The organism is Sphingomonas sp. (genome assembly GCF_031361285.1).
Classification (GTDB): Bacteria; Pseudomonadota; Alphaproteobacteria; order Sphingomonadales; family Sphingomonadaceae; genus Sphingomicrobium.
Genome location: NZ_JANMCO010000013.1, coordinates 33,854 through 59,440, shown reverse-complemented (window position 1 = coordinate 59,440; position 25,587 = coordinate 33,854). Strand labels below are relative to the sequence as shown.

The 25,587-nt window shown below is 63.5% G+C and carries 24 protein-coding genes and 1 riboswitch; of the genes, 16 read left to right on the top strand and 8 right to left on the bottom strand.

Annotated features, from left to right (window positions below; genetic code table 11):
• Window positions 1–61: 61 nt before the first annotated feature.
• The 13 genes from RMO25_RS00685 (at window position 62) to fabZ (ending at window position 12,642) form a co-directional block, all read left to right on the top strand.
• On the top strand, window positions 62–811 hold the full coding sequence (locus RMO25_RS00685; RefSeq protein WP_309660673.1) for a phosphatidylserine decarboxylase: 750 nt from the start codon (window positions 62–64) through the stop codon (window positions 809–811).
• Complete coding sequence (locus RMO25_RS00680) at window positions 808–1,626, top strand: phosphatidylcholine/phosphatidylserine synthase (protein WP_309660672.1); 819 nt, start codon at window positions 808–810, stop codon at window positions 1,624–1,626. Before RMO25_RS00685 ends, RMO25_RS00680 begins: the two co-directional genes overlap by 4 nt.
• Window positions 1,627–2,041: 415 nt before the next feature.
• Entirely contained in the window at window positions 2,042–2,797 is a 756-nt protein-coding gene (gene rpsB, locus RMO25_RS00675; RefSeq protein ID WP_309660671.1) for a 30S ribosomal protein S2, read from the top strand.
• A gap of 78 nt (window positions 2,798–2,875) precedes the next feature.
• A complete protein-coding gene (tsf, locus tag RMO25_RS00670) occupies window positions 2,876–3,817 on the top strand; it encodes a translation elongation factor Ts (protein ID WP_309660670.1) in 942 nt (313 codons plus the stop codon).
• A gap of 94 nt (window positions 3,818–3,911) precedes the next feature.
• Window positions 3,912–4,640, top strand: coding sequence for a UMP kinase (pyrH, locus tag RMO25_RS00665; RefSeq protein ID WP_309660669.1), 729 nt, complete (start codon window positions 3,912–3,914; stop codon window positions 4,638–4,640).
• On the top strand, window positions 4,637–5,197 hold the full coding sequence (gene frr / locus RMO25_RS00660) for a ribosome recycling factor (protein WP_309660668.1): 561 nt from the start codon (window positions 4,637–4,639) through the stop codon (window positions 5,195–5,197). Before pyrH ends, frr begins: the two co-directional genes overlap by 4 nt.
• On the top strand, window positions 5,194–5,952 hold the full coding sequence (locus tag RMO25_RS00655; RefSeq protein ID WP_309660667.1) for an isoprenyl transferase: 759 nt from the start codon (window positions 5,194–5,196) through the stop codon (window positions 5,950–5,952). Before frr ends, RMO25_RS00655 begins: the two co-directional genes overlap by 4 nt.
• Complete coding sequence (locus tag RMO25_RS00650; protein ID WP_309660666.1) at window positions 5,949–6,581, top strand: phosphatidate cytidylyltransferase; 633 nt, start codon at window positions 5,949–5,951, stop codon at window positions 6,579–6,581. The genes RMO25_RS00655 and RMO25_RS00650 overlap by 4 nt, the downstream gene beginning before the upstream one ends.
• The gene (locus tag RMO25_RS00645) at window positions 6,578–7,738 is read left to right on the top strand and encodes a 1-deoxy-D-xylulose-5-phosphate reductoisomerase (RefSeq protein ID WP_309660665.1); all 1,161 of its coding nucleotides are present in this window, start codon (window positions 6,578–6,580) and stop codon (window positions 7,736–7,738) included. The genes RMO25_RS00650 and RMO25_RS00645 overlap by 4 nt, the downstream gene beginning before the upstream one ends.
• Entirely contained in the window at window positions 7,738–8,868 is a 1,131-nt protein-coding gene (gene rseP / locus RMO25_RS00640) for an RIP metalloprotease RseP (RefSeq protein WP_309660664.1), read from the top strand. The genes RMO25_RS00645 and rseP overlap by 1 nt, the downstream gene beginning before the upstream one ends.
• Before the next feature lie 80 nt (window positions 8,869–8,948).
• Entirely contained in the window at window positions 8,949–11,588 is a 2,640-nt protein-coding gene (gene bamA, locus RMO25_RS00635) for an outer membrane protein assembly factor BamA (protein WP_405051814.1), read from the top strand.
• Window positions 11,589–11,650: 62 nt separating this feature from the next.
• On the top strand, window positions 11,651–12,169 hold the full coding sequence (locus RMO25_RS00630; protein ID WP_309660662.1) for an OmpH family outer membrane protein: 519 nt from the start codon (window positions 11,651–11,653) through the stop codon (window positions 12,167–12,169).
• 50 nt (window positions 12,170–12,219) lie between these two features.
• Window positions 12,220–12,642 carry a 3-hydroxyacyl-ACP dehydratase FabZ gene (gene fabZ, locus RMO25_RS00625; RefSeq protein ID WP_309660797.1) on the top strand — a complete coding sequence of 141 codons (423 nt, stop codon included), beginning with the start codon at window positions 12,220–12,222 and terminating at the stop codon, window positions 12,640–12,642.
• On the opposite strand, the gene RMO25_RS00620 is transcribed toward fabZ, so the two are convergent.
• The 4 genes from RMO25_RS00620 to RMO25_RS00605 are packed head-to-tail and all read right to left on the bottom strand — an operon-like array spanning window position 12,608 to window position 16,857.
• On the bottom strand, window positions 12,608–13,339 hold the full coding sequence (locus RMO25_RS00620) for an ABC transporter ATP-binding protein (RefSeq protein WP_309660661.1): 732 nt from the start codon (window positions 13,337–13,339) through the stop codon (window positions 12,608–12,610). The two genes, fabZ and RMO25_RS00620, sit on opposite strands and share 35 nt — an antisense overlap.
• Window positions 13,336–14,313 carry an iron ABC transporter permease gene (locus tag RMO25_RS00615; RefSeq protein ID WP_309660660.1) on the bottom strand — a complete coding sequence of 326 codons (978 nt, stop codon included), beginning with the start codon at window positions 14,311–14,313 and terminating at the stop codon, window positions 13,336–13,338. Before RMO25_RS00615 ends, RMO25_RS00620 begins: the two co-directional genes overlap by 4 nt.
• Window positions 14,310–15,053 carry a hypothetical protein gene (locus RMO25_RS00610; protein WP_309660659.1) on the bottom strand — a complete coding sequence of 248 codons (744 nt, stop codon included), beginning with the start codon at window positions 15,051–15,053 and terminating at the stop codon, window positions 14,310–14,312. Before RMO25_RS00610 ends, RMO25_RS00615 begins: the two co-directional genes overlap by 4 nt.
• The gene (locus tag RMO25_RS00605; protein ID WP_309660658.1) at window positions 15,022–16,857 is read right to left on the bottom strand and encodes a TonB-dependent receptor domain-containing protein; all 1,836 of its coding nucleotides are present in this window, start codon (window positions 16,855–16,857) and stop codon (window positions 15,022–15,024) included. The genes RMO25_RS00610 and RMO25_RS00605 overlap by 32 nt, the downstream gene beginning before the upstream one ends.
• A gap of 101 nt (window positions 16,858–16,958) precedes the next feature.
• Window positions 16,959–17,099: riboswitch (cobalamin riboswitch) on the bottom strand.
• A 108-nt stretch (window positions 17,100–17,207) separates the two neighbouring features.
• Between RMO25_RS00605 and rpmE the strand changes: the two genes are divergently transcribed.
• Together rpmE and RMO25_RS00595 are read left to right on the top strand one after the other, a co-directional pair.
• Entirely contained in the window at window positions 17,208–17,438 is a 231-nt protein-coding gene (gene rpmE / locus RMO25_RS00600) for a 50S ribosomal protein L31 (protein ID WP_309660657.1), read from the top strand.
• The gene (locus tag RMO25_RS00595) at window positions 17,435–18,082 is read left to right on the top strand and encodes a GNAT family N-acetyltransferase (protein WP_309660656.1); all 648 of its coding nucleotides are present in this window, start codon (window positions 17,435–17,437) and stop codon (window positions 18,080–18,082) included. Before rpmE ends, RMO25_RS00595 begins: the two co-directional genes overlap by 4 nt.
• A gap of 6 nt (window positions 18,083–18,088) precedes the next feature.
• On the opposite strand, the gene RMO25_RS00590 is transcribed toward RMO25_RS00595, so the two are convergent.
• Both RMO25_RS00590 and RMO25_RS00585 read right to left on the bottom strand, forming a co-directional pair.
• The gene (locus tag RMO25_RS00590; protein WP_309660796.1) at window positions 18,089–19,993 is read right to left on the bottom strand and encodes a DUF2207 domain-containing protein; all 1,905 of its coding nucleotides are present in this window, start codon (window positions 19,991–19,993) and stop codon (window positions 18,089–18,091) included.
• A gap of 2 nt (window positions 19,994–19,995) precedes the next feature.
• Window positions 19,996–20,568 carry a LemA family protein gene (locus tag RMO25_RS00585; RefSeq protein WP_309660655.1) on the bottom strand — a complete coding sequence of 191 codons (573 nt, stop codon included), beginning with the start codon at window positions 20,566–20,568 and terminating at the stop codon, window positions 19,996–19,998.
• Between the two features lie 204 nt (window positions 20,569–20,772).
• Between RMO25_RS00585 and RMO25_RS00580 the strand changes: the two genes are divergently transcribed.
• Complete coding sequence (locus RMO25_RS00580) at window positions 20,773–22,020, top strand: hypothetical protein (protein ID WP_309660654.1); 1,248 nt, start codon at window positions 20,773–20,775, stop codon at window positions 22,018–22,020.
• Window positions 22,021–22,047: 27 nt separating this feature from the next.
• Here RMO25_RS00580 and RMO25_RS00575 read toward each other — a convergent pair whose 3' ends face one another.
• Both RMO25_RS00575 and RMO25_RS00570 read right to left on the bottom strand, forming a co-directional pair.
• A complete protein-coding gene (locus tag RMO25_RS00575; protein ID WP_309660653.1) occupies window positions 22,048–23,238 on the bottom strand; it encodes an acyl-CoA dehydrogenase in 1,191 nt (396 codons plus the stop codon).
• A 46-nt stretch (window positions 23,239–23,284) separates the two neighbouring features.
• Window positions 23,285–25,426, bottom strand: coding sequence for an outer membrane beta-barrel protein (locus RMO25_RS00570; RefSeq protein WP_309660652.1), 2,142 nt, complete (start codon window positions 25,424–25,426; stop codon window positions 23,285–23,287).
• Between the last annotated feature and the right edge of the window lie 161 nt (window positions 25,427–25,587).

Sequence of the window (25,587 nt, the reverse complement as noted above, 5' to 3'; positions counted from 1 at the left end):
CGCCCCAAGCCCGCGCAACCGCGGCGTTGTGCGCGCGCAGCGCGACCACTAAGGAGCTGGCATGCCTGAAATAGACAAGCCCGACAGCCCGCCCGGCACGCCACCCGCCACGACCGTCAAATGGCGTTTCCCGTCAGTCCATCCCGAAGGGCGTAAGTTCGTCGTCCTCGCCGCCGCGATCACCTTGGTCGCTTTTTGGATCAACTGGGATTTCCTTACTTTCCTGTTGGTCGGCTTCACGATCTGGGTCGCGGCCTTCTTTCGCGACCCCGTCCGCACCACGCCGCGCGGTGCCAACTTCATTATCGCCCCGGCGGACGGTCTGATTACGCTCATCGCCAAGGTGCCGCCACCGCCAGAACTGCGCGGCAGTGACGGACTTGGCGACGCCGAGATGGTCCGCGTGTCGATTTTCATGAGCGTGTTCGATGTTCACATCAATCGCTCGCCGATTTCCGGCCGGGTGCGCCGGATCGCTTATGTGCCGGGCAAATTCCTCAATGCCGATCTCGACAAGGCCAGCGAGGACAATGAACGGCAGCATTTCCTGGTCGAGGGCGCGGACGGCGTGAAGATCGGCTTCACCCAGATTGCTGGTTTGGTCGCGCGGCGCATCCTGGGGTTCGTGCACGAAGGCGATAATGTCGAGGCCGGCCAGCGGATCGGGATGATCCGATTCGGTAGCCGGGTCGACGTCTACCTGCCCGCTGGAACGGGCCCTCGCGTCCTGCTTGGGCAGCGCTGCATCGCCGGCGAGACGATTGTGGCCGAGATCAGCACCGACCCGGGCCTGGTCGGCGTTAGCCAATGACCGGCAAGCCGCCGCCCGAGCGGGGCATGGCGTTTCGGGCTCTGATCCCCAATGCGGTGACCGCTTTGGCGCTGTGTTTTGGCCTCACCGGGGTCCGTTTCGCGGTCTCGGCGGCGCAGGGCAACGACAATCATTGGGAGCTGGCGCTGGCCTGCGTCGTCGGCGCCGGCGTGCTCGACGGCATGGACGGGCGGATTGCCCGCTTGCTGCGTGCCCAAAGCCGCTTCGGGGCCGAGCTCGACAGTTTGTCCGACGTCAGTGCGTTCGGCGTGGCGCCGGCGCTGATCATGTTCTTGTGGTCGCTCCATGCCGCGCCGCAGTTCGGCTGGATTGCCTCACTGGCATTGGCGGTTTGCTGCGCCCTAAGGCTGGCGCGGTTCAATTCGCGCATGGATGCTGATGATCAGCCGCACAAATCGGCCGGCTATTTAACCGGCGTCCCCGCGCCGGCGGGGGCTGGGCTGGCGTTCGTCCCGGTCTATCTGTGGCTAGTCACCGGCCACAATGAAATCTTCCGCGCCTGGTACGTGGTCATGCCGTGGGTCATCTTCATCGCGCTGCTGCTGATTTCGAGTGTCGCCACCTTCAGCTGGTCGAGCCTGCGCATCCGTCGCGGGTCGCGGCTGTTCGTGATTGCCGGAATTGGCTTGTTAGGCGCCGCGTTGATCACCCAGCCCTGGATAACGCTGCTAGCGATTTCCCTGGTCTATATCGCGATGGTGCCGTTCAGCATCGCTTCGTATGCCCGGGTCAGGCGGCGGCGCGCAGCTGGGGCTGCACACGCAGCGGCCGTAGTGAGCGGGAACGCAGGCTGAGCCGCATTGCCACCGGGCCAACCCTCGGAGCTACGGCAAGCAGTGACGAGCCCTTCAAAGCCGCGCCAATCTTTGCCGACTGACCTAGCTGGCCAGCGAAGAAGAAGGCGATGAGCCAAAGCACAACGAGGAAGGCGAGGGTAGCGAGCGGTGCGAGCATGATCTTGTTCCCTGTTTGAGCGCCAAACCCACTTGCGGTCATTTCGTTCCGGAAATGGCTTGGTGCAGTCCCTTGATCTTTACCAATGTTCATCTTTTGTTCCGCACCTGTCAAGCCCCAAAGTCGGCCAACTTGAAACCTGGCACCGCTTGGGCTAGTGCGCGGCCATTCCACAGACGGAGCCACTCATACCGGTGCCGATCGCATGATCGGTTGCATGGGTTCCGTCGAGGCCTAACCGGAAGGAGAAATACTATGGCGGCACCCGTCGTCACGATTCAGCAATTGCTTGAGGCCGGAGCGCATTTCGGCCACCAAACCCACCGCTGGAACCCGCGAATGAAGCCGTATTTGTTCGGCGATCGCAACGGCGTCCACATCATCGATCTGTCGCAGACCGTCCCCTTGTTCGCGCGAGCGCTCGATTTCGTCGGCCAGAGCATTGCTCGCGGCGGCAAAATCCTGTTCGTCGGGACCAAGCGCCAGGCGCAAGACGCGGTCGCGGCGTCGGCTGCGGCCAGCGGCCAGCATTTCGTCAACCACCGTTGGCTCGGCGGCATGCTGACCAACTGGAAGACGATTTCCAACTCGATCAAGCGCTTGAAGAGCCTCGAGGAGCAGCTGTCGGGTGACACCGCCGGCCTGACCAAGAAGGAAGTCCTGCAGCTCACGCGCGAACGCGACAAGCTCGAGAAGAGCCTCGGCGGTATTCGCGATATGGGCGGGCTTCCCGACGTCATGTTCGTGATCGATTCGAACAAAGAAGAACTGGCGATCAAGGAAGCCAATGTGCTCGGCATTCCGGTCGTCGCGATCCTCGATTCGAACAGCGATCCGCAGGGCATCGCCTTCCCGGTTCCGGGCAATGACGACGCCAGCCGGGCGATCCGCTTGTACTGCGACGCGATTGCCGAGGCGGCGAACAATGGCCGGGCCGGCAATGCCGCGGCCCGCGGCGAGGACATCGGTGCGATGGCCGAACCACCGGTCGAGGCCGCGCTGGAAGCCTAACCGGCCACGCCCCATCTATCGCTCGGCCGTCCGGACAATTCGGGGCCGAGCGGACTTAAATTCAAAGAGGAAGCATGAATGGCTGAGATTACGGCCGCGGCAGTCAAGGAACTGCGCGAGCGCACCGGCGCTGGAATGATGGATTGCAAGAAGGCGCTAGCCGAGAACCAGGGCGAAATGGAAGCGTCGGTTGATTGGCTGCGTGCCAAAGGCCTCGCCGCTGCTGCTAAGAAGGCCGGCCGCACCGCCGCCGAGGGCCTGGTCGGAGTCGCTGTTGAAGGTACCCGCGGCGCCGTTGTCGAGGTCAATTCCGAGACCGATTTCGTCGCCAAGAACGAGCAGTTCCAAAACTTCGTCCGCGAAGTCGCCAAGCTGGCCTTGACTAGCGGCGGCGATATCGACGCGCTCGGCGCGGCGCCATTCCCGGGCGGCGGCACGGTCGCCGAAGCGCTGACCGAAAGCATTGCCAAGATCGGCGAGAACCAGTCGCTGCGCCGCACCGCGGTGGTCGAAGTGACCAAGGGCGCCGTCGTTTCCTACGTCCACAATGCGGCCGCCCCCGGGCTCGGCAAGATCGGCGTTCTCGTGGCGCTCAAAAGCGAGGCTTTGGCCGAGACGCTGCAGGCGCTCGGCAAGCAGCTGGCGATGCACATCGCGGCCGCCAACCCGCTGGCGCTCGATGCGGCGTCGCTGTCGCCAGTGCTGATTGAGCGCGAGCGTGGAATTGCGATCGAAAAGGCCAAGGAAAGCGGCAAGCCGGCTAACATCGTCGAGAAGATGGTCGAGGGCGGCTTGGCCAAGTTCCGCAAGGACAATGCCTTGCTGTCGCAGCTGTTCGTGATGGACAACAAGACACCGATTGCCGATGTCGTAGCCGCTGCCGGCAAGGATGCCGGCGCCACTATCGAACTGGCCGAGTTTGTCCGTTTCCAGATCGGCGAAGGCATCGAGAAGAAAGAAAGCGATTTCGCCGCTGAAGTCGCCGCCGCATCCGGGGTCAAAGCCGAACCGGTTTCTTAAGCCCGAACGGAACAGCAAGGTTGGCAACTGGACGGGCGCGCCATAAGAGCGTGTCCGCCCGTTTGACCGTTCGCCGCAGAGGATCCGCCCACACATGACCCGGCCTCGCTTCAACCGCATCCTCCTGAAGCTCTCCGGCGAAGCGCTGATGGGGCAAGGGCAGCAAAGCATCGACCCGGACGCCGTTGCCGGGCTGGCCGGCGAAATTGCCGCGGCCAAGGCGCACGGCCATGAATTGTGTTTGGTCGTCGGCGGCGGCAACATCTTTCGCGGGGTTGCGGCAGCGGCGAAGGGCTTTGACCGCGCCAGCGCCGATTACATGGGCATGCTGGCGACCGTGATGAACGCTCTGGCGTTGCAGAACGCGCTGGAAAAAGCCGGCGTCGACACCCGGGTTCAATCGGCGATCCCGATGGCCAGCGTCAGCGAGCCCTATATCCGCCGCCGCGCGCTCAGGCATATCGAAAAAGGGCGGATCGTGCTGTTCGCCGCCGGCACCGGCAATCCTTACTTCACCACCGACACGGCAGCGGCGCTGCGTGCCGCGGAGATGGGCTGCGATGCTTTGTTCAAAGGCACCAGCGTCGACGGCGTCTACACCGCCGATCCCAAGATCGACAAAAGCGCCAAGCGCTACGACCATTTGAGCTATACCAAGGTGCTCGGCGACGATTTGAAGGTGATGGACGCCGCCGCGGTCGCCTTATGCCGGGACAACAACATTCCGATCGTCATCTTCAACATCCGCGAGCCCGGCAACCTTGCCAAGGTGCTCGCCGGTGGGGGCGTCGCGACGATCGTTCAGAACGAGGAGAAAGCATGACGACGAGCATCGACAAAGCGGACCTGCAGCGCCGGATGCACGGCGCCCTGGAGGCCCTGAAACATGACCTTGTCGGGCTGCGCACCGGACGCGCGTCGACCGCCTTGCTCGATCACATCACGGTCGAGGTCTATGGCGCGCAAATGCCGCTGAACCAGGTGGCGACTGTATCGGTGCCAGAGCCGCGATTGCTGACCGTGCAAGTGTGGGACAAATCGAGCGTTCACCCGATTGAAAAGGCCATTCAGTCGGCCGGCCTTGGCCTCAATCCGATCACCGATGGCCAACTGATCCGCTTGCCGATCCCCGACTTGACCGAAGAGCGGCGCAAGGAGCTCGCCAAGCTGGTCGGGCAATTTGCCGAAAAGGCGCGGATCGCGGCCCGCAACGTCCGCCGCGACGGCATGGATCACCTCAAGAACGACGAGAAGAAGCACGAGATCAGCGAGGACGAGCGCAAGCGGCTGGAAGGCGAAGTCCAGAAAATGACCGACCAGACCATAGCCGACATCGACGCCGCCGCCGACGCCAAGGAAAAGGAAATCCTCGGCAAGTGAAGCCAAAGCCTGCCGCGGCGCCAGAGGGAGCGAACCCGCTCGCCAACGCTGGCGGCAGCATCGTTCCGCGCCACGTCGCGATCATCATGGACGGCAATGGCCGCTGGGCCGCTCAGCGAGGGTTGCCGCGCGTCGCTGGGCATCGGGCCGGGGCCGAGGCAGTCCGCAAGACGCTGCGTGCTGCTGCTGAATGCGGCGTCGACACGCTGACCCTTTACGCGTTTTCGTCCGAGAATTGGCGCCGTCCGGAAGGTGAAATCTCTGACTTGAAGGGCCTGCTCGGCTATTATCTGGAACGAGAACTCAATTTGCTGGCCAAGGAAGGTGTACGGTTAAAGCTGATCGGCGATTATGCCGCCTTCGGCCCCGACCTGGTCGAGCGCCTAGAAAAAGCCATTGAGCGGCTGGCCGAGAACAGCCGACTGACGCTGGTGGTCGCGCTCAATTACGGGTCGCGGACCGAGATTGCCGATGCCGCCCGGACGCTGGCGCGCAAAGCCAAGGCCGGGACCCTTGATCCTGACTCCATCGATGAGGGCGCCCTCGGCGCCGAGCTGCAAACGGCCGGCCTCCCCGAGCTCGACCTCCTCATTCGCACGTCGGGTGAAGTGCGCCTGTCCAATTTCCTGCTGTGGCAAGCGGCCTATGCCGAAATGCTGTTCACGCCGGTGCTTTGGCCGGATTTCGACGAGACTCAATTCAAGGCGGCGGTGGCGGAGTTTGCGGCGCGGCAGCGGCGTTTCGGTGGCCGGTGAACGAGCTTTTCGTCCGCACCTTTTCGGCCATCGTCATGATGCTGATCGCCGTCGCCGCAGCGCTGCAGGGCGGCTACTATTTTGCTGTCCTGGCCGCCGCCGCCGCAACCGCGATTTATTATGAGTGGACCCGCCTGGTCCGCGGCTGGGGCGCCGCCTGGTATATCTCCGGGTTCGTCTATGCGCTGGTGCCGGCGCTGGCTTTGCTGTGGATCCGCGATCGCGCCGACCATGGCTTGGCGCTGCTGCTGTGGATCTTCGTCATTACCTGGGCGACCGACATCGGCGCTTACTTCATTGGCCGCAGCTTCGGCCGCGCCAAGCTGGCGCCGACGATCAGCCCGGGAAAGACGGTCGCAGGGCTGTATGGCGGCATGGCGGGGGCGGCGATCCTTGGCGGGGGATGGGCGCTGCTCACCGATCTTAGGCTGACCCTATTGGTGCTGGCGCCGCTGTTCGCGGTTGCTGCTCAAGGCGGCGACCTGTTCGAAAGCTGGATGAAACGGCGAGCGGGGGTGAAGGATTCGGGTAGCTGGCTCCCGGGCCATGGCGGGGTATTCGACCGGTTGGACGGCCTCATCCCGGTCGCGATCCTGACCGCCGCGGCGCAACTGGCGGGCCTCGCGTGAAGCGCAGGGTCTCGATCCTTGGTGCCACCGGGTCGGTCGGCACATCGACGCTCGACCTGATCGAGCGCTCACCCGACCGCTTTGATGTCATCGCATTGACTGCCGGCAGCGATGCGCAAGGCCTGGCGGACGCTGCCAGGCGGACCAGCGCGAAGCTGGCCGTGATTGCCGACCCCAGCCACCTGGCCGAGCTGGAGACGAGGCTGGCCGGGACCGATTGCCGCGCCGCGACCGGTGCCGACGCGTTGAACGAGGCGGCCGCCGGCGAAGCGGAATGGGTGATGGCAGCGATCGTTGGCTGCGCCGGGCTGGTACCGGTCATGGCGGCGATCGAGGCCGGGCGGACGGTTGCTCTCGCCAACAAGGAAGCCCTGGTCAGCGCCGGTGCACTGATGATTGATGCAGCGGCTCGTCACGGCGCCACTTTATTGCCGGTCGACAGCGAGCATAATGCGATTTTCCAGTGCCTTGCCGGCAGTCGCCGCGAAGACGTCGCGAAGCTGATCCTGACCGCCAGCGGCGGGCCGTTCCGCACCGCATCGGACGCTGCTATTCGCGCGGCCACGCCCGCCCAGGCGGTCGCGCACCCAAATTGGACGATGGGCGCCAAGATTTCGGTCGATTCAGCAACGCTGATGAACAAGGGACTCGAGCTCATCGAAGCCCATCATCTGTTTGGCCTGCCGTCGAACCGGATCGATATCTTGATCCATCCGCAATCGGTCGTGCATTCGCTAGTCGAGTTCATCGACGGCTCGGTTCTGGCCCAACTCGGCAGTCCGGACATGCGCGTGCCGATTGCCTATGCCCTTGCCTGGCCCGAGCGGATGGCAACTCCGGCGCAGCGGCTCGACCTCGCAACTATTCGCAGTCTTGACTTCGAACAACCTGATTTGCAACAGTTTCCGGCGCTCAGGATCGCACGTCAAGCGCTTGAGCAGAGCGGCGCGGCGCCGACGATCCTCAATGCTGCCAATGAAGTTGCCGTGGCCGGCTTCCTCGCCGGCCAATTTGCCTTTACGGAGATCGCGAGCCTGGTCGAGCAAGCACTCGAACGGGCTGTCGCGGGGGCTCCGAGCTCGATCGAGGACGTGATCCAGATCGATCTTGAGACGCGACACGCCGTTGCCGAACTGATCGAGGCCCGTTGCCACTAATGCTTCAACAACCGCCCCTCTGGCTGATCCTTATCGCGTTTATCTGCGCTATCGGACCGCTCGTCTTCATCCACGAGCTTGGCCATTATCTCGTCGGGAAGCTGTTCGGGGTTGGCGCGGAGACTTTTTCGATCGGGTTCGGTCGGGAAGTCGTCGGCTGGACCGACCGCAGCGGCACGCGCTGGAAAGTCGGCTGGCTGCCGCTCGGCGGGTTCGTGCGCTTTGTCGGCGACATGAATCCGGCCAGTGCCCCGGTCGATCCGGAGGAAATTCCACAGGAGCTGCGAGCGCGCAGCTTGCATTTAAAACCGGTGTGGCAGCGGTTCCTGATCGTGCTGGCTGGCCCGATGGCCAACTTCCTGCTTGCGATCGTGATTTTCGCGGCATTTTTTGCGACGTTAGGAATGCCACGCACGCCTCCGGTCGCGTTCCGCGTCGCGCCCGGCAGCGCGGCCGAACATGCTGGCCTCATCCGAGGCGATCATATCGTTGCCGTTGACGGCCGTACGACGGCGAGTTTCGAAGAACTGGCGACCTACGTCATTCTCCGACCGGGCCAGGACGCGACGGTCGATTACATCCGCCAGGGCCAGCATCGCCGAGCCATCGCGCGGATCGCGGTCGAGGAACAACAAGACGCTTTCGGCCAGCGTTTCCGGATCGGACGACTAGGTGTTTACGCGCAGGGCCGCGAATATGTACCGTTGAAACCGTTGCAGCTGATCCCGGCCGCGGTGGCCTATACCGGGCGCCTGACACGTTCGATGATCGACGGACTGTGGCAGATCGTCACCGGTCGGCGGTCGGCAAAAGATCTTGGCGGGCCGCTAAAAATTGCTCAGATCGCCGGACAGCAAGCAAGCCTCGGCGCATTTGAGTTCATTCAGCTGCTCGCTTTGTTTTCAATTAATCTGGGATTCATCAACTTATTGCCAGTCCCGGTGCTTGATGGTGGACACCTGTTCTTCTACGCAGTCGAAGCGGTCCGACGGCGGCCGGTCAGCCTGCAGGTGCAGGATTGGGCGTTCCGCGGCGGACTGGCACTTATCCTTGCCTTGCTGCTGTTTACGACATTCAACGATCTCGGCACATTCGGTCTTTGGGACCGGCTTGAGCGCTTGATTGGCTAAGGCGCTTAAGGCAGGGCGGGTCGAGTATCTCCGGGTTCGCTAGCCGAACGCGAAAATTCACTTAAGGCGGGGACCGCGTGATTTCAGGAACTAAGATTATCGGCAAGCGCACAAGTGCAACGCTCCTCGTCGGCACCATTCTTGGCGCCTGGTCGGGGCCGCTGTTCGCCCAGGCCACACCGGCAACCCCGCCAGCCACCACACCGGCGGCAACCGTGGCTCCGGCGCCATTCGCGCTAACGGGTCAGATCCGGTCGATTGCCATCCGCGGCAGCGAGCGCCTCGAGCCCGAGACCGTGCGCGCCTACGCCAATCTGTCGCCGGGCCAGACCTATACGCCCGCGACGCTCGATACGGCGCTTAGGGACCTTTACGCGACCGAGCTGTTCACGGATGTCGTCATCACTGGCGCGGATACCGGCAATCTTGTCATTACGGTGCGCGAAAACCCGGTCATCAATCGCATCGTCCTGGAGGGCAACAAGCGCCTCAAGTCCGACAAGATCCTGCCTGAGATCAAGCTCGCGCCGCGCCAGATTTTCACTCGGACCAAGGTCCGCACGGACGTTGAACGGATTGTTGAGTTGTACCGGCGCGAAGGGCGTTTCGCCGCCCGCGTCGAGCCCAAGATCGTCCAGCTCGACCAGAATCGCGTCGATTTGGTGTTCGAAATTTTCGAAGGTGACAAATCCAAGGTCCGCCGGATCAATATTATCGGCAACAATGAATTTCCCGACGATCGGCTGCGCAAGGAGATGTTCACCCGGCAGGCGGGCGGACCGCTCGGATTCATGAAGTCTAATGACAGCTATGATCCGGACCGGCTGGCAGCCGACCAGCAAAAGCTGCGCGCCTACTACCTGACCCAGGGCTATGCTGATTTTCGCGTCGTTTCGGCGCTTGCCGAGCTCACCCCGGACCGTCGCGACTTCATCATTACCTACGTCGTCGAAGAGGGCCCGCGATACAAGTTCGGGACCATTGATGCCGAAAGCGCGCTACGCGACCTGACCGCCGAAAAGGTCAAGGCCGTCGTCACCCTGCAGCCCGGCAGCTGGTTCAACGCCAAGGCGGTCGAGGATACGGTGTCCCAACTGACCGAGCTGGCGGGTAATTCGGGCTATGCCTTTGCCGACATCAACCCGGCGTTTAACCGCGACGTCGAAAAGCGGCTGATGAACCTCACCTTCCGGGTAGGCGAAACGCCCCGTGTTTATGTCGAACGCATCAACATCCAAGGCAACACCACCACCCGCGACAAGGTCGTCCGCCGCGAGTTTCGCCTCAACGAAGGCGACGCGTTTAGCGCCATCAAGGTCAAGCGCTCGCAGGACCGTTTGCAGAGCCTCGGCTTCTTCCAGGACAAGCTTGAAATCAAGCAGACCGAAGGATCGGCTCCGGATCGCATCGTGCTTGGCGTCGACGTCGAAGAAAAATCCACCGGCGAACTCCAGCTGTCGGGCGGCTATTCCAGTCTCGAACGGTTCGTACTGCAGTTGTCGGTTGCCCAACGCAATTTCATGGGCAAGGGCCAGGAGCTTAACGCCGGTATCAACTATTCGCGATATTCGCGGTCGGTGCAGCTGGGCTTTGTCGAACCCTATCTGTTCGACAAGCAGATCCTGCTCGGTGGCGAAGTCTATCGGCGCGACTACAACAGCTTCAACTTCGTCGATAACAAGCGGAACACCACTTATTCGCAGATCAGTACCGGCACCGGTTTGCGGATCGGATTTCCAGTTACCGAGTTCGTTAGCTTCGGTGGCCGCTATTCGTTCGTGATCGATAAGATCACGCTCAACAAGGCTACGTTCTACTCCGATCCGGACGGTATCGGTCCAAGGGGGCTGGAATGCGACCCGGTCAAGGCTGGTCGCTACCTTTGCGATGAAATCGGGAGCCGGGTGACGTCGCTGGTTGGGCTTTCGTTGCTGCACGACGACACCAACGGCATTCGTCCGACCCGCGGCCAACGAATCCTTTTTTCGCAGGATTTCGCCGGCCTGTTGGGCGACGTGAGGTACCTACGCACGCGATTTGACGCGACGAAATACAAGGAAGTTCGCTCCGGCTGGGTGGCTTCCGTTCACGCCGAAGGCGGGTATATTATGCCGCTGACGAAATCGCCGGGTCCCGGCCGCGACGCCATCCGGCTTACCGACCGCTTCTTTGGCCCTCAGATGCGCGGCTTCGATATCCGCGGGATCGGCCCGCGCATTGTTCGTACCACCTATGACATTACCGGCGCTCTCGACACCAAGACCAACCAAACCAGCGACTCGCTTGGCGGCCGTGCTTATTACATGGGCCGCGTGGAGCTCGAGGTTCCCGTCAGCTCATCGATCCGCAGTCTGGGATTGCGCCCATCGGCATTTATCGACGTGGGTTCGGTTTGGTCACTGACAAAGCCGGAGCTGACGGATATCATTGCGATCTGTGTTCCGGTTACAGCAAATACGACCTTGCCAACTTTCAACCTCGTCCCCGGCGGCGCCGCGACGACTTGCGGTCCGACGAGTGGCCCGACCGGCTTTTCCCGTGTCGCCGGGATCAAGGAGACGTTTCTCGGCAATTCACCCAAACCTCGTTTGGCGATCGGCGTCGGCGTCAACTGGGTTTCACCATTCGGACCATTCCGTCTCGATATCGCCAAGGCGTTGCTTTCTCAGCAAGGCGACGACACCAAATTGTTCAGCTTCAACGTAGGAACCCAATTCTGATGAAAATGATTTTGCTCCACACCTCCGTCGCGGCGGCACTCCTTGGACTAGCCGCTCCCGTCATGGCTCAAAGTGTCCCGGCGGCAACCATCGCCGTCGTCGATCTCGAAAAGGTCACTTCCCAGTGCAACGCTTGCAAAACCGCGAAGGCCGCGCTGACCAGCCAGTTGAACGCGCTCAAGGCTCGCCAAGCCTCGCTGGCAGCGCCGCTCGAAGTGGAAGGCAAGGCCATTCAGGCGGCGGCGAGCGCGCTCGCTGGCAAGGCCCCGGATGCGGCTTTGCAAGCGCGCGCCCAAGCGTTCGAAACCAAGCGCCAGGCAGCCGGGCAGGAGATTTCCCGCCAGGAGCAGCAAATTCAGCGCAATCAGGCCTATATCCAGCAGCAGATTGCCGCCAAACTGGGCCCGATCTATCAGCAGGTCATGCAGCGGCGCGGGGCCAATATCATGGTCGAGGTCAGCACCACGTTGGCAACCAGCGCCTCGCTCGACGTTTCCGGTGACGTGCTGGCCGCGCTCAATGCATCCTTGCCCAGCTTGCAGACGATTGCCCCCGCTCAGGCCGCTCCTCAGGGCCGGTGACCGAATCCGCGCAAGGCGCCGCCGCAACTGCGCTCGATATCGGGCGCGTAATGGCGGCGCTACCGCATCGTTATCCGATGCTGCTCGTCGACCGGGTCGAATCGCTGGAAATCGACCGGTCGATCGTCGCCATCAAGGCGGTGACGATCAACGAGGGGTTCTTCCAGGGTCATTTTCCCGGGCGTCCGATCATGCCCGGAGTGCTCATCGTCGAAGCGCTCGCCCAGGCGGCGGGCGTACTCGCCGTCGAATCGCTCGGTCTCGCGAACAGCGGCAAGCTGGTGTATTTCATGGCCATCGAAGGAGCGAAGTTCCGCGCGCCGGTCGTACCCGGCGTGCTTCTGCGGCTTGAGGTCGAATTCGTCCAGAAGCGGAGCAGCGTCTGCAAGTTCGCCGGCCGGGCGCTGGTCGACGGCAAGGTCGTTGCCGAAGCCCAATTCACGGCGATGATCGCCGACCCGCCGGCGGCCTGAGCCGCCAACCCGCTTCGCCGCGTTCGATCCGAAAACTTCTCGATAGTTCGTCGCTCGTCAACATGGCGGGCGGCGGAAGGTCGGCGGCGATGCTTCCATTGTCCAACAGCAACACCCGATCGAACCCGCCGACACGATCGATGTCGTGAAGGGAAACGATCGCCGAGCAATGGGTCGCTCGCACCGTCTCGCGGAGTAATTCCAGCGTCTTGAGCACCCAATAAGGGTCAAGGTTAGATAGCGGCTCGTCGAGCAGCAGCAGCCGCGGCGACGGTGCCAGTGCCCGAGCCAGGAGCACGCGGGTTCGTTCGCCGGTCGAAAGCTGGTTGGCTGGGCGGTTCGCAAAGGGCTGGAGCTCTAGTTGATCAAGCAGTTGATCGATGCGCTGCGGCGCGATCCGGATCGGTCCCAGGGCGACGACGTCCCGAACGCTGATCGGCCACACCAGGTCGCGGGTCGTTGGCAGGAACGTCAGCAGGCGCGGGCGCCGGGCGACCGGCGCAAACATCAAATCCTCGCGTTCGATGGCGACGCTTCCCCCGGTCATCTGGATCGTGGCCAAGGCCCGCAGCAGGCTGGTCTTACCGCTGCCGTTGGGGCCGATCAGCGCAATTAGCGAACCCGCTGGAACCTCGAGATCGGTCGGGTGCAGGCGGCCGTCGATCGCGACCCCTTGCGCTGTGAGCAGCGGCGTCATGACGTCAGCCGCCCCGACATCCTTTGGCGCATGCCGATCACCAGCCAGATGAACAATGGCGTGCCGACGACCGTGGTCAGAATGCCCACCGGAATGTTACGTCCCGCTGGCGCAAACCGGACCGCAAGATCGGCAAGGACCAGCATGATTGCGCCGATCAGCGCCGCCGGGACCAACGCGCGACCGGGATGGCCGCCGCTCAAGCGACGCGCGGCATAAGGTGCGATCAAGCCAACGAAACCGATCGCGCCGCACACCGACGCGCACGCCCCGACCGCGATGGCCGACAGAACGACGACCTCAATGCCGAGCCGGCGCGGTGGAAAGCCGAGCGACGCCGCGACATCTTCGCCCAGCGCCATCAGGTCGAGCGCCCGGGCTCGCCTGGCCAGCAGAGCACAAGCCAATGCCGCCGGGATCAGCGCAGCGGCGGCTTGGGGAAGGCTGCGATCGACGAAGCTCCCCATCAACCATTCGAAGCTGTCGTAGTAAGCGAACGGGGAGGGGGCGAGCGCGAGCAGCAGGCTGGTGGCGGCGCCCGCGGCGAGCGCGATGGCGACCCCGGCGAGGAGCAAGGTCGCGGTGTCGCTGCGGCGTCCAGCCAGTAGGACTAGTGCCGCCAGCGCCAGACCCGCCCCTCCGGCACCAAAGGCGGCCAGCGCGAGCGGATCGACGATCCCGAACCAATAGGCGCCGAGAACCGCGCCCAGCGCCGCACCGCTGCTGCTGCCGGTGATGTCGGGGGAGGCGAGCGGATTGGCGAACATCGCCTGCAGCGCGGCGCCGGTCATGCCGAGCACCGCGCCATAGCCCGCCGCCAGCAGCGTCCGTGGCAGGCGCAATTCGGTAAACAGCAGCGCCGCGAGGCTGGGATCGGTCCGCCGTAACTCGAGCAGCGGTCCCAATGGCACCAGGAGGTGCAACAGCATGAGCATCATCAGCGCGGCGCATAGGAGGACGATTGAACGAGTCACCGCGTCGCCGCCCGCAAGCGTTCGATTTCAGCGATCATCAACGGCCCCACGCACGTCCAGCGGCGGCCATCGGTCGTCAATCGCTGCGACTTGGCATTGCGGACGATAGGATGATCCAGCCAGCGCGTCCCGCTAGACACCTGCGCGCTGCGATACTCGCTGCGGACCAGCACCGCGGGCGGCCGCACCAGCAGCGTTTCGAGGCTAGCGCGTCCGCCGGGCAGGGGGCGCTGTTCGAGACCGGCGAGCCGCAACCACTGGGTGCCGATCGAACCAGCCGCCAAAGTCGAGCCGCCACCCGAAATCCACATGGTGTCTTTTGCCACCGCCGGGCGGGTCCGTTGCAAGAGCGATAGCCGGTCCAGCCACGGCGTTGCCCTGGCCGGTTCACCCAGCGCTGTTGCCACGGTTCGCAAGTTCGTCGCGACATCCTGCAGCGACTCCGCCGACACCAACTCGACCGGCCGAATGCGCAGCCTCCGGGCGAGCAGGCGGGTCGCCCGCCCGCCGCCACCCATGGTCAGCACAGTGTCGGGCCGACGTGCCAGCACATCCTCGATCGACCCGCGATTGGCAGGAAATCGTCGCGCCGATCGCCACAAAGGCGATTCCAACGGGTCTTGCGACAGGAAGCTGACACTGGCGATCTCGTTGCGGCGGGCGAGCAGCAGCAGATATTCGTCGGTGCACAGGTTGAGCGAGGCGACACTAGCGCCGATCAGCAAGGCGGATGCCAGCATAAAGGCTCCTCCCTTCGGTGCGATAACCAAACACGTCCTGGTAGTGCGCGTCAAAGGCATTGGCGGCGCGGGCGAACAGCTCGATTCGAGTACTCACCGCAAAAGCGACACGCGCACCGCCAAGCCAATAAGAGTGAAGGCGCACAGTCTCGAACGGAAAGACGTCAAAATTCATGTCGTCGTGCGTGCCAGCGGAAGCGATCGATGCGCCATAGCTGAAGCGCCCGCGGGTGCCGTCGAGCGCGAGCGAGCCGCTGTGCTTGGGGCGCCGCAGTTCATGCACCTGGCTGCCGGCGACCGAGCCCGGTTCCGATGCTTTCAGATAGGCATAGTTGGCATCCACCCTGAGCGCTTCGCCGAATTGCCAGCCGAATTCCGCTTCGATTCCCGATCTGCGGCTCTTTTCATCGCGGTTGATGGTGGTGGAAAATGGCGAGCCGAAGATATCGACAATCTCGTCGCTGAGTCGTTGGCGATAGATTGAAAAAGATGCGCGAGCATGATTGGAACGGTAGCGGAGTGATGCTTCGACACCGCGTGAGCTTTCCGGTCGAAGCGATGGATTCCCAATGAAACTTCCGGGAAAGAATCCATACAAATCGAAGAACGTCGGCTGCGCGATGCCCTCGCCGTAGGACGCCGTCACGGACAGGCCGTGGCCAAGGTTAGCAAGGCCCGAAACGCGCAAGCTGGTGGCTTCCTTGAAGCGGTTGAAACGGTCATGACGAACCGCGACGTCGGCAACCACGGGCCCCGCCTTGGCCCGCCATTCGACGGTCAGCGATTGGTGCTGCCGGGTCCGGTCCTGGGCGCTGAAGCCGCCAAAAACGGTATCGCGGGCTTGGAAGCGCTCACTTTCATGGTCCGCCGCACCGATCAGCTGATGGTCGACGCCGCCGGTTGAAAAGCGGCGCTCGATCTGTCCGCTCAACGTCGTCCGCCCGCCGCTGGTCTGGTTGATCGGTGCGCCCGCGAAAAAATTGTCCTTCTTCGAGCCGAGCAGGGACGCCGACAGATGGCCGCTCCACGCTGAAGTCGGGCTGCCAGCGCGGATCCAGAGCTGACCGGCGGCCAGCTTGTTGGTGCTGGCCAAGTCCTGCGTCGGCGCGAAGGTGAACGGATTGCTGCCGTCGAACGCGTTGCGGCCAGTCAAAGCGAAGCCGGAGGCGCCCACTTCGACACTCGGGGACAGGTCCCAGCTTGCCCGGGCGCGGCCCGACAGGTTGCGATAGCCGTCGCGGTCGCCGCCGCCGAAAATATCGATGCCCCTCGCGCGCTGCCACCCTATGGCCGCCGCCAGTTTCGCCGCGCCTGGCGTCGCCGACACCGATGCCGTCGCCCGGCGAAAGCCGAACGAGCCGGCTTCAGTCGCGGCCGAAAACGACGTTGCTTCACCAGTATCGCCGTCGACCGCAATCACGCCGCCGATCGCCTCCGATCCCCACAGTGCCGATTGTGGTCCTCGGACGACCTCAATCCGCGAGACGAGATCGGCGTTGAGCAGCTCGAACCGCGGCGCGTTGCCGGCGGCGGGATCGTTGGCGCGGATGCCGTCGATGAACAGCAGGGTGTGATTGGCCTCAGCGCCGCGGATGCGCACTTCAGCCAATGATCCCGCTGGTCCCGAGGTGGCGACGGCGGTCGACGGCACCAGGCGCAGCAGGGCCGGGACCAGAGGCTCGCCCAGCCGCGCGATGCGCTTGGTGTCGATGATGGTGACGCTGGCGGCGCTGTCCGCCGCACGTTCCGGAACGCGCGCCGCGGTAACGACGATTTCCGTGGTTTCAATCGGTGTGTAATCCATGGTCTATCCCTCTGTTTATCCTGACGAACATGTCGTCACAGAGGGGTGCGCGGTGCTTAACCACGCCCGACCCACGTTCCATCGGCTGGTCCCGGCCGGGGAAACGAACGACGGACCAAGGCAAGTGTCTGACTGCCCCGGGCACGATCCGGGGGTACAGTTGCGGGCACAGCGCCGGTTTTAAACCGGCTTCCTTCTTGGCCAGCGGCCGTAACCGCCGGACCTCGGTCCTGCGAACGGGCTAGGAGGCGGCTCCACGCCTTGTCAAGCTGGCGCGTTTTCGCTAGTGGCGCGCGACACCCAGGTAGCTGGTCGGAAACCAGCGGCCCCAATTTTCCAGGAACCTACCCATGAAGTCCGGCGTCCATCCCGATTATCATATGATCATGGTCGAAATGACCAACGGCACCAAGTTCGAGACGCGCTCCACCTGGGGCAAGGAAGGCGACACCCTCCACCTCGACATCGATCCGTCCGTCCATCCGGCGTGGACCGGCGGCAAATCGAGCATGCTCGACACCGGCGGCCAGGTCGCCCGCTTCAACAAGCGCTTTGGCGGACTGACGCTCGGGAAGAAGTGAGCGACGCGCAGCCTGTCCGGGGGACAGGCGAGCACCGCTCAGGCGAGACCGCGCCGGCCAAGCGCCGGCTGCGGCTATCCTCGGGCCGGATCCAGGTCGGTAATGTTCCCTTATTCTCGGCGCCGCTGATCGAGACCGAGCGGCTGACCCTGCGTCACTTTCGCGCCCACGACCTCGACACGTTCGCCGAGACCTTGGCCGATCCCAACGTCGTGCGGCACATTGGCGGTGAGCCCAACGACCGCGAGGACGCGTGGCGCAAGATGCTGACCGGGGCCGGTTTCTGGGCATTGATCGGGATCGGTATGTGGGCGGTCGAGCGGCGTTCCGACCATCGCCTGATCGGCCATGTCGGCCTGTTCGACTTTCAGCGCGACATGCAACCCAACATCACCGGCGAGCCGGAGATGGGCTGGGTGTTTAATCCCGTTGCGCATGGCCAGGGCTTCGCCACCGAGGCTTGTTTGGCGGCGCTGGAATGGTTCGATCGGACCCAGCCGCCGGTATCCATTCCGGCGATCATCGCGATCAAAAACGAAGCGTCGATGCGGCTGGCGGAACGGCTCGGGTTCGAACGCCAGCCCGATGCAACCTATCGCGATGAGCCAATTGGCTTTTTCCGTCGTCCGTTGCAGCGCGGCTAAGCCCGCTTACCAGCCACCGCCGCCACCGCCGCCGCCGCCGCCGCCCGACGATCCACCGCCGCCCGAGCCGCTGCTCGATCCCGGCGCGGTCGACGCGGAACTGACGGTGCTGGCCAGCGACGAGCCGACCGCGCTGACGAACCCGCCGGTATCATCCCACGGGCTACTGCTGCCGGCGTACCAGGCGAAGCCCTGGCGGCCCTGCGCCGCGGCCTGCGCTAGGACCGACTGAAAACGGTCAGCCCAGTGATTCTCGACCCCCAGCGCGATCGCATAGGGCAAGTAGCGCTCGAACAGTTCGGGTGTTTCCTTGGGTGGCGTCATACGGTCGAGCCGCTCGCCTTCGGCAAGCGACAGATATTGGCGAAACCCAGCGATATGATCGAGCACACGGCGACCCTCGAGAGTCGGCGCCGCAATCCACCAGAAGGCCGAAATCACCAGCGGCAGACCGATCAAGGGGAAGGCGAGGGGGGCCAGCCAGCCCGAATTGAAAGCCGCGGCAATGACCGGAAAACCGACCACGGCGGCCACCCCGCCGGATATTATGATGCCGACGATTACCAGGCATTTGCCGGTCGATCGCAGGCCCTGGACCAGCAGCAGGAGCAAGATGGTGGTGACCATCGCGCCCAATGCGACCAGCACGATCTTCACATCGAGCACCCCGGTGGCTGCGACCACGGCCGCCGCAGTCAGCCACAGCGCCGCCAGGATCAAGGCAATGCCGGCGAGTGCCCAGCCCCAATTGCGCAGGAACAGCTTGCCGTCGAAGCGGGCCAAGAACGCATCGTCGAGCGCCTTCTTGGCGGCGGCGAATTCGACATGATTCTTCTGCTCCATGACGATCGATCCCCTGGCCTCGACAAGCTTGTTCAGCGCCACCGCTTCCTCGGCCGGCAGCGGGGCGGGGCCGTCGGTGCGCTCGAGCCTTGTCTTGTCCTTGGCCAGCCAGCCGCCGTCTTCCTCGACCATCCGGATATGGCCGCGGACCCCCATGTCGACCAGCGCGGCGGCAAAACCGCGATTATCGCCCCCCATCTTCCATACGTAGCGCATCGCGGCGGGACTAAGATCGTCGGCCGGGGCGAAAATCGGCACCACGGTTCCGGGTCGCGGATTACGGCCGGCGCGCTGCCACGCGATGACGTAAAAACCGACCAGGCCGAGCAAAGTCAGGCCGCCGGCGATCAGCGGGCCATAATCGGTCAGCCACCAGCGGGCCCGCGTGCCTTCATCGGCGTCGGCGACCACGCCTTTCGGCCAGGCGACCGCCACCGTCAGCCCTTCGTAGGAGCCCAGCGGCGCCGTCGTCCGGATCTCAATCTCGCCGGGCCGCTCGTTGACGACCGCGGCATATTGCGCGGTCGCGCCCTGGGGACCGGTATAGAATGCGCGCTGCCCAAACTGGACCGCCTTGGGCAGCTTGATGATTGCCTCGGCAACGTCAATTGGAAACACCCAGCCATTGCCGGTGACGTTCCAGTACAGCTCGTCATAATCGGGGAAGCGACCAATCTGGCGGGTCGTGGAATAGCGGATCACATAGCGATGATCGCCGGGCGCGATGATTGTCTTGGCATCGCCAATTCGGACCCGGACGCCGTTGGACATCGGCTCGGTCGCGGCCGGTTCGGGCATGCCGTCGCGCATCACGTCTTTAAGCGTGAAGCCGACCTGGGCCCGCGAGCCGTTGCGACCGCGATAGCGGGTTGGGAAATCGCGAAAAATGCCGTGGTTGATGCGGTCGCCCTCGGCCCGCACGTCGATCGTCTCGGTGATGTCGAGCGACGCATCGGGCTCGACCTGGACGTAGCTGGTGAAGCGAGAAATGCGTTCCTGTGCCGTCGCCGCGGACGCACCGACGGCGGCCAGCAAGAGAGCGGCCAGCGCCGCCAGGAAAGGGCGCATGGTCACGCCGCCGGGCGTGGGAAGGCGACCTTCGGCGCACTCTGAATGGCGGGATCGTCGTCCTGGTAGAACGGCTCTTCGGCGAACCCCAGCGGCCGCGCGACCAGCACCGCCGGAAAGCTCTGGACCGAGCTATTCAAGTCGCGGACGGTGGCGTTGTAATAGCGCCGAGAGCTTTGCAGCTCACCCTCGATGCTGGCGAGCTGATCCTGAAGCTGGAGGAAATTGGTGTTGGCCTTAAGCTCGGGATAGGCCTCGGCGACCGCGAACAAGCGGCCGAGCAAGCCCGTCATCTGCGCGTCGGCCTGGGCGGTCGCTGCGACGCCGCCGGGATTGACGGTCGCCGCCCGGGCCTGGGTCACCTGTTCGAACACCTCGCGCTCGTGGGTCGCATAGCCCTGGACGGTCTCGACCAGATTGGGAATGAGATCGGCGCGGCGGCGCAGCTGAACGGTAATCCCGCTAAAACCCTCCTTAACCAGGGCGCGCAACCGCACCAGCCGGTTGTACATAGCGATGAGTGCCACCAGCGCCAGGACAACGACGCCGAGAATGCTCCAACCGAAAATGCCCATCGTCTTTCCCCCGATTTCCGCCGTCCAGTATACAGGCGCCAAAGTCCGCCCGCTAGAGCGCCGTAGTGCCAGTGGAATGCGGAGAGACAAGTTTGGTGCATTTGCTAGACTGTGCCCATAATTCCTGGCGCGGCAGGTTCGGCGAGTAACATTGCCTCGCCGGGCCGGCCAAGCCTGCGTGAGGTCCTGTTAGGGGGAGTCAAAATGACAATGTTCGCGAAGATTTTGCTCGCAACCTGCCTGAGTTCCGCGTTCGCCGTCACTGCGGTGGCCGGTCCGGTCGAGGATGCGAACGCGGCTTACGAGCGCAAGGACTATTCCGCGGCGGCACCTTTTTATCGCGTTGCCGCCGAACAGGGAAACGCCAAGGCGCAATTCCGTACCGGCTATATTGCCCTGATGGGTGCAGCCGTGGCGGACGAAGCGGCGGCGCTCAAATGGTTCCGCCGGTCGGCCGCCCAGCATTATGCGCCTGCTCAAACATGGCTCGGCCACATGTACCGACTCGGTTTCGGCGTCGAACAGGATCATTCGGCAGCGTTGAAATGGTATCTGTTGGCGGCTGAACAGGGTGATCCTGAGGGGCAGGCCGGCGCCAGCGAAATGTATCAAAATGGCCTCAGTGTCCCGAGAAACTATCCCGAAGCATTTCGATGGCGTCGCCTGGTTGCCGGGCGAGGGGGTGCCGGCGACCAAGCCGATATGGGCTACATGTATCAAAAAGGGGAAGGCACCGCGCAGGATTATGCCGAGGCCCTGAAATGGTATCGCCTGGCCGCCGCCCAGGGGAACGCCTACGCGCAACACGGCATTGGCGACATGTACCATGCCGGCCAGGGCGTCGCCCGGAACGATGCGGACGCGCTCACATGGTACCGTCTGGCCGCCGCCCAAGGCGACATCCGCTCGCAGAACGAGATTGGCGTCATGTATCGTAAGGGCGAGGGGGTCACGCGCGATGATGCGGAAGCGTTGAAATGGTTCCGGCTGGCCGCCGCGCAGGGACATCCCCCGGCAGAATACAACATTGGCCAAATGTACGCGCTGGGTGAGGGGGTCGCGAAGGACCGCGCAGAAGCGGATAAATGGTATGAAACGGCCGCCACAAAAGGCAATGCCGACGCTCAGTTCGAAGTCGGCCGCAAATATCATATCCGCGGGGACTTCAAGAACGATCTTGTGGAAGCGTTCAAATGGTACAGTCTAGCCGCCGCTCAGGGGCACACCGAGGCGCAATATTTTGTCGGGCACCTCTACCTGGAGGGACAAGGCACCAGTCAGAATTATATCGAGGCCTATAAATTTCTCAGTCTCGCCGTGCACGGCTTCGCCGACGTACCCTTGGCCTTACCGATGGTGACCCGGGATCGCGACCTTGCCGCGTCGAAGCTCAGCCCGGCGGAACTCAACGAAGCACAGAAGTTGGTAAGCGATTGGCAGCCTAGCAAGTGACCCGGGCTCTCCCAGGCGGGAGAGGGGTCAGAAGGCCGAAATTCCGGTGATCGCGCGGCCCATGATCAAAGCGTGGACGTCGTGCGTGCCTTCGTAGGTGTTGACCGTCTCGAGGTTGGCGGCGTGGCGCATGACGTGGAATTCGGCGCTGATGCCGTTGCCGCCGTGCATGTCGCGGGCGATGCGGGCGATATCGAGCGCCTTGCCGCAATTATTGCGCTTGATCAGGCTGATGGTCTCGGGGATCAATTCGCCGGCTTCAAGCCGGCGGCCGACGCGCAAGGCTGCCTGCAGTCCCAAGGCAATCTCGGTCGCCATGTTGGCGAGCTTCAATTGGACCAGCTGGTTGGAGGCGAGGGGACGGCCAAACTGGTGGCGGTCGAGAGTGTATTGGCGCGCGGCGGCGTAGCAGGCCTCGGCCGCGCCCATCGATCCCCAGCCGATGCCGTAGCGGGCCCGGTTCAGGCAGCCGAATGGACCTTTCAGCCCTTCGACATTGGGCAGCAGCGAATCCTCGCCAACTTCGACCTCGTCCATGACGACTTCGCCGGTGATCGAAGCCCGCAGCGACAGCTTCATGCCGATCTTGGGCGCGGTCAGACCCTTCATGCCCTTGTCGAGCACGAAACCGCGGATTTTGCCGCCATGCGCATCGGACTTCGCCCACACCACGAACACGTCGGCAATCGGCGAATTGGTGATCCACATCTTCGAACCAGAGAGGACATAGCCGCCCTGCACCTTTTGGGCCCGGGTGCGCATGCCACCCGGGTCGGAGCCGGCGTCGGGCTCGGTCAGGCCGAAGCAGCCGACCAGTTTGCCGCTGGCCAGGCCGGGAAGGTATTTCTGGCGCTGCTCCTCGCTACCATAAGCGTGGATCGGGTGCATCACGAGGCTCGACTGGACCGACATCGCCGAGCGGTAGCCGCTGTCGACCCGCTCGACCGCTCGGGCGATCAAGCCGTAGCTGACATAACCCAGACCGGCGCCGCCATATTCGGGCGGGATGGTGGCCCCGAGCAAGCCGAGCTCGCCCATTTCGGACAGGATATCGCGGTCGAAATGCTCATCCATATAGGCATCGGTGACGCGTGGCTGGAGCTTGGCCTGGGCATAGCCCTCGGCGGTGTCGCGGACCATCCGCTCTTCTTCGTTGAGCTGATGCTCGAGGTCGAACGGATCCGCCCAGTCGAACGGCAGGATGGCAGGCTCGCCCACTGATTTGTCCCCGCGAGTGAATGAAATCGCGGGTTCCTTAGCGGCCTCAGTGGGACTTCGCCACCCCGCCGGCACCGCCCAGCGTTTGCTTCAGGGTAATGCCGAAGCTGACATGCTTGTTGCGCTCACGGAACTCGCGAACGTCGGGATTGGGGTTCGACCGGTTGGGGAAGGAGAAGATCCGCTCGCGCTGCCCGTCCGTATCAAACAGATTGTCGACGTCGAATGTGATCGAGGTACGCGGCCCCGGCCGATATTCGACGAACGCGGTGCCAAAGGGCCCGCCGTTCCAGTTGGTGTCGGTTTCGTCGGCGCGGAAAAACGTGAAGCGGGCGCGATCCTGAACCGTGATGCCATAAGAAAAAGCGCCCGCATCGCGGCGCAGGTCAACGTTCCAGTTCCAGTCGGGGAAAAAGTCGCTGAAATTGCGCGTCGTGTTGGAAATCGGGTCATGGACTCGGGTGCGCTGTAGCTGACCGTCGACCTTGAGCCGCACGCCCTTCAGCCCAAGTTTCGCCAGCGGAGCGTCGATGGTGAGGGCAATGAAGCTCCGCTTGCCGGTGCCGATATTGCCTGGGGCGCTGAAGGTCTCGCCATGGCTGTCGAGGATCAGGATCTGGTCCTGCAGCATGCTGATCTGGTCGACGCCGAGGTCGAGCTTGAACAGGCCGTCGCCAAGGATCGGCTTGTCGATCGTCGCGCGGACTTCCCAGGTGCGCTGGGGCAGCAAATTGGCGTTGCCGGCGTTGACGCGATCGTTGCTAAGCTCGGCGACGCTGATGAAATCGTAGAAGTTCAATTGTGCCACTGTCCGCCGGACCGATAGCCGGGTGTGCCAGCCGCCGCCGGGCTTCCAGTCGAGCGAAATGCTGGGCTTAAGGAACTTCAAGGAACGATTGGCCTCGGTATCGCCGGTGACCGTCAGGTGCGACATTTCGTAGTTGAGGCCGGCGTCGATGCGCAGGGCCGGGGACAGCGATTTGCCGACGTTGATATAGGCTTCGCCGCGCGTCTCCTTGACCTTGGCCTGGTCGATCGGGAGATCGATCCGGGTCTTGTCACCGGTCGGGCCGATCGCAAACAATTCGGTCGAGCTATCGAGCGTGTTGAGCACCGCTTCGATCCCCGCCTCGAACGAAAAGCCGCCAAGGTCCGCGCGCGTCCAGGTTGCCCGGCCGATAGTTTCGCCCTGGGTCGCTTTGGCGGTCTGTTCAAAGCCGCCAACCACTGTGGGATTGTCGCTTAGGACTCCGCTGCGCTGGATATAGGCATCGAAATTGTTGCGCTTGCGCCGCGTCGCCAGGCCGACGAACTTGATCGCGCCTTTCGCCAACGGTCGCGTGATGTCGCCGCCGATTTCCGTCACCGGGTTGCGGTAGCGCTGGAACAGACTGTCATCGCGCTCCGGGGCAGCAGCGGGCACGACGTGGTTCCATTGCTCGAGGTCGAACTTGGCGGGTGACCAGCGCACATTGGCCCGAAACGCGCTGTCCGGGGCGCGCTCGAGTGCCCAGCTTCCGGAAAGATAAGGCACGCGGTCGAAGTAACTGTTGGTCTTGCGACGAAATTCGATTTCCTGGCCCGTTGCGAAATCGGTAATGAGGTCGGTACCCTCCTCGATATTCTTGTTCTGGCCCGTTCCGGCCGACAGGTTGATGGTCGATGCGCCGCGCTTGATCTGGGCTGAGCCTGAAATGTCGCGGTTGATATAACCGGTCCACAACCGGCGGCCGGCGACCGTCACATTGCCGTCGATGCCGGAAACCGCCGACAGGATGACATTCAGGACCTGGCTCCTGCCCGAAAATTCCGAACCATAAAGGTCGCCCGACCCGACCTCGACGCGAATGACGCTGCGGGCCGGGATTTTCGATAGGGTACTTTCCAGCGTTTCCGCCTTGGAACTCGGCCGGGCGCCGTTGATCACGACATTGCCGGCGGCTCCGGCAAAGCCGCGCGTGTCGGTATTGCCGAGGTCGAGCGAGAAACCGGGCACCCGGCGGGCGATGTCGAGCGCGGTCCGCGGCGCGAACTGGGTAAAGAAAGCGGCGTCATACGTGGTCACCCGGCTGGCCGAGTTGGCCGCGGCCGGCGCGGATTGTTCGCCAGCGACCTGGGCCTGGATGGCGCTCGGGACAGCTAGCCCCACCAGAGCGGCCGAAGCAAGGAAAGCAGCTTTCAGGCGCATGTTTTAACCCCCGTGTTATTGATATAATACAGTACATGGCAAGGCGAGCGATGCCATCGCCGTTCGACAAATCGACCAACGATTCCGCGAAACGCGCATGGGCGCCGACGGACGGCCCGTGGCCGGCTCAACGGTTGCGCGTCCGGCTCTTTCGCGCCGCG

Coding starts and splice junctions, on each gene's coding strand:
- RMO25_RS00685 (WP_309660673.1), top strand. CDS start 62: ATGCCTGAAATAGACAAGCCCGACAGCCCGCCCGGCACGCCACCCGCC.
- RMO25_RS00680 (WP_309660672.1), top strand. CDS start 808: ATGACCGGCAAGCCGCCGCCCGAGCGGGGCATGGCGTTTCGGGCTCTG.
- rpsB (WP_309660671.1), top strand. CDS start 2,042: ATGGCGGCACCCGTCGTCACGATTCAGCAATTGCTTGAGGCCGGAGCG.
- tsf (WP_309660670.1), top strand. CDS start 2,876: ATGGCTGAGATTACGGCCGCGGCAGTCAAGGAACTGCGCGAGCGCACC.
- pyrH (WP_309660669.1), top strand. CDS start 3,912: ATGACCCGGCCTCGCTTCAACCGCATCCTCCTGAAGCTCTCCGGCGAA.
- frr (WP_309660668.1), top strand. CDS start 4,637: ATGACGACGAGCATCGACAAAGCGGACCTGCAGCGCCGGATGCACGGC.
- rseP (WP_309660664.1), top strand. CDS start 7,738: ATGCTTCAACAACCGCCCCTCTGGCTGATCCTTATCGCGTTTATCTGC.
- RMO25_RS00630 (WP_309660662.1), top strand. CDS start 11,651: ATGGCTCAAAGTGTCCCGGCGGCAACCATCGCCGTCGTCGATCTCGAA.
- fabZ (WP_309660797.1), top strand. CDS start 12,220: ATGGCGGCGCTACCGCATCGTTATCCGATGCTGCTCGTCGACCGGGTC.
- RMO25_RS00620 (WP_309660661.1), bottom strand. CDS start 13,339: ATGACGCCGCTGCTCACAGCGCAAGGGGTCGCGATCGACGGCCGCCTG.
- RMO25_RS00610 (WP_309660659.1), bottom strand. CDS start 15,053: ATGCTGGCATCCGCCTTGCTGATCGGCGCTAGTGTCGCCTCGCTCAAC.
- RMO25_RS00605 (WP_309660658.1), bottom strand. CDS start 16,857: ATGGATTACACACCGATTGAAACCACGGAAATCGTCGTTACCGCGGCG.
- rpmE (WP_309660657.1), top strand. CDS start 17,208: ATGAAGTCCGGCGTCCATCCCGATTATCATATGATCATGGTCGAAATG.
- RMO25_RS00590 (WP_309660796.1), bottom strand. CDS start 19,993: ATGCGCCCTTTCCTGGCGGCGCTGGCCGCTCTCTTGCTGGCCGCCGTC.
- RMO25_RS00585 (WP_309660655.1), bottom strand. CDS start 20,568: ATGGGCATTTTCGGTTGGAGCATTCTCGGCGTCGTTGTCCTGGCGCTG.
- RMO25_RS00580 (WP_309660654.1), top strand. CDS start 20,773: ATGACAATGTTCGCGAAGATTTTGCTCGCAACCTGCCTGAGTTCCGCG.
- RMO25_RS00570 (WP_309660652.1), bottom strand. CDS start 25,426: ATGCGCCTGAAAGCTGCTTTCCTTGCTTCGGCCGCTCTGGTGGGGCTA.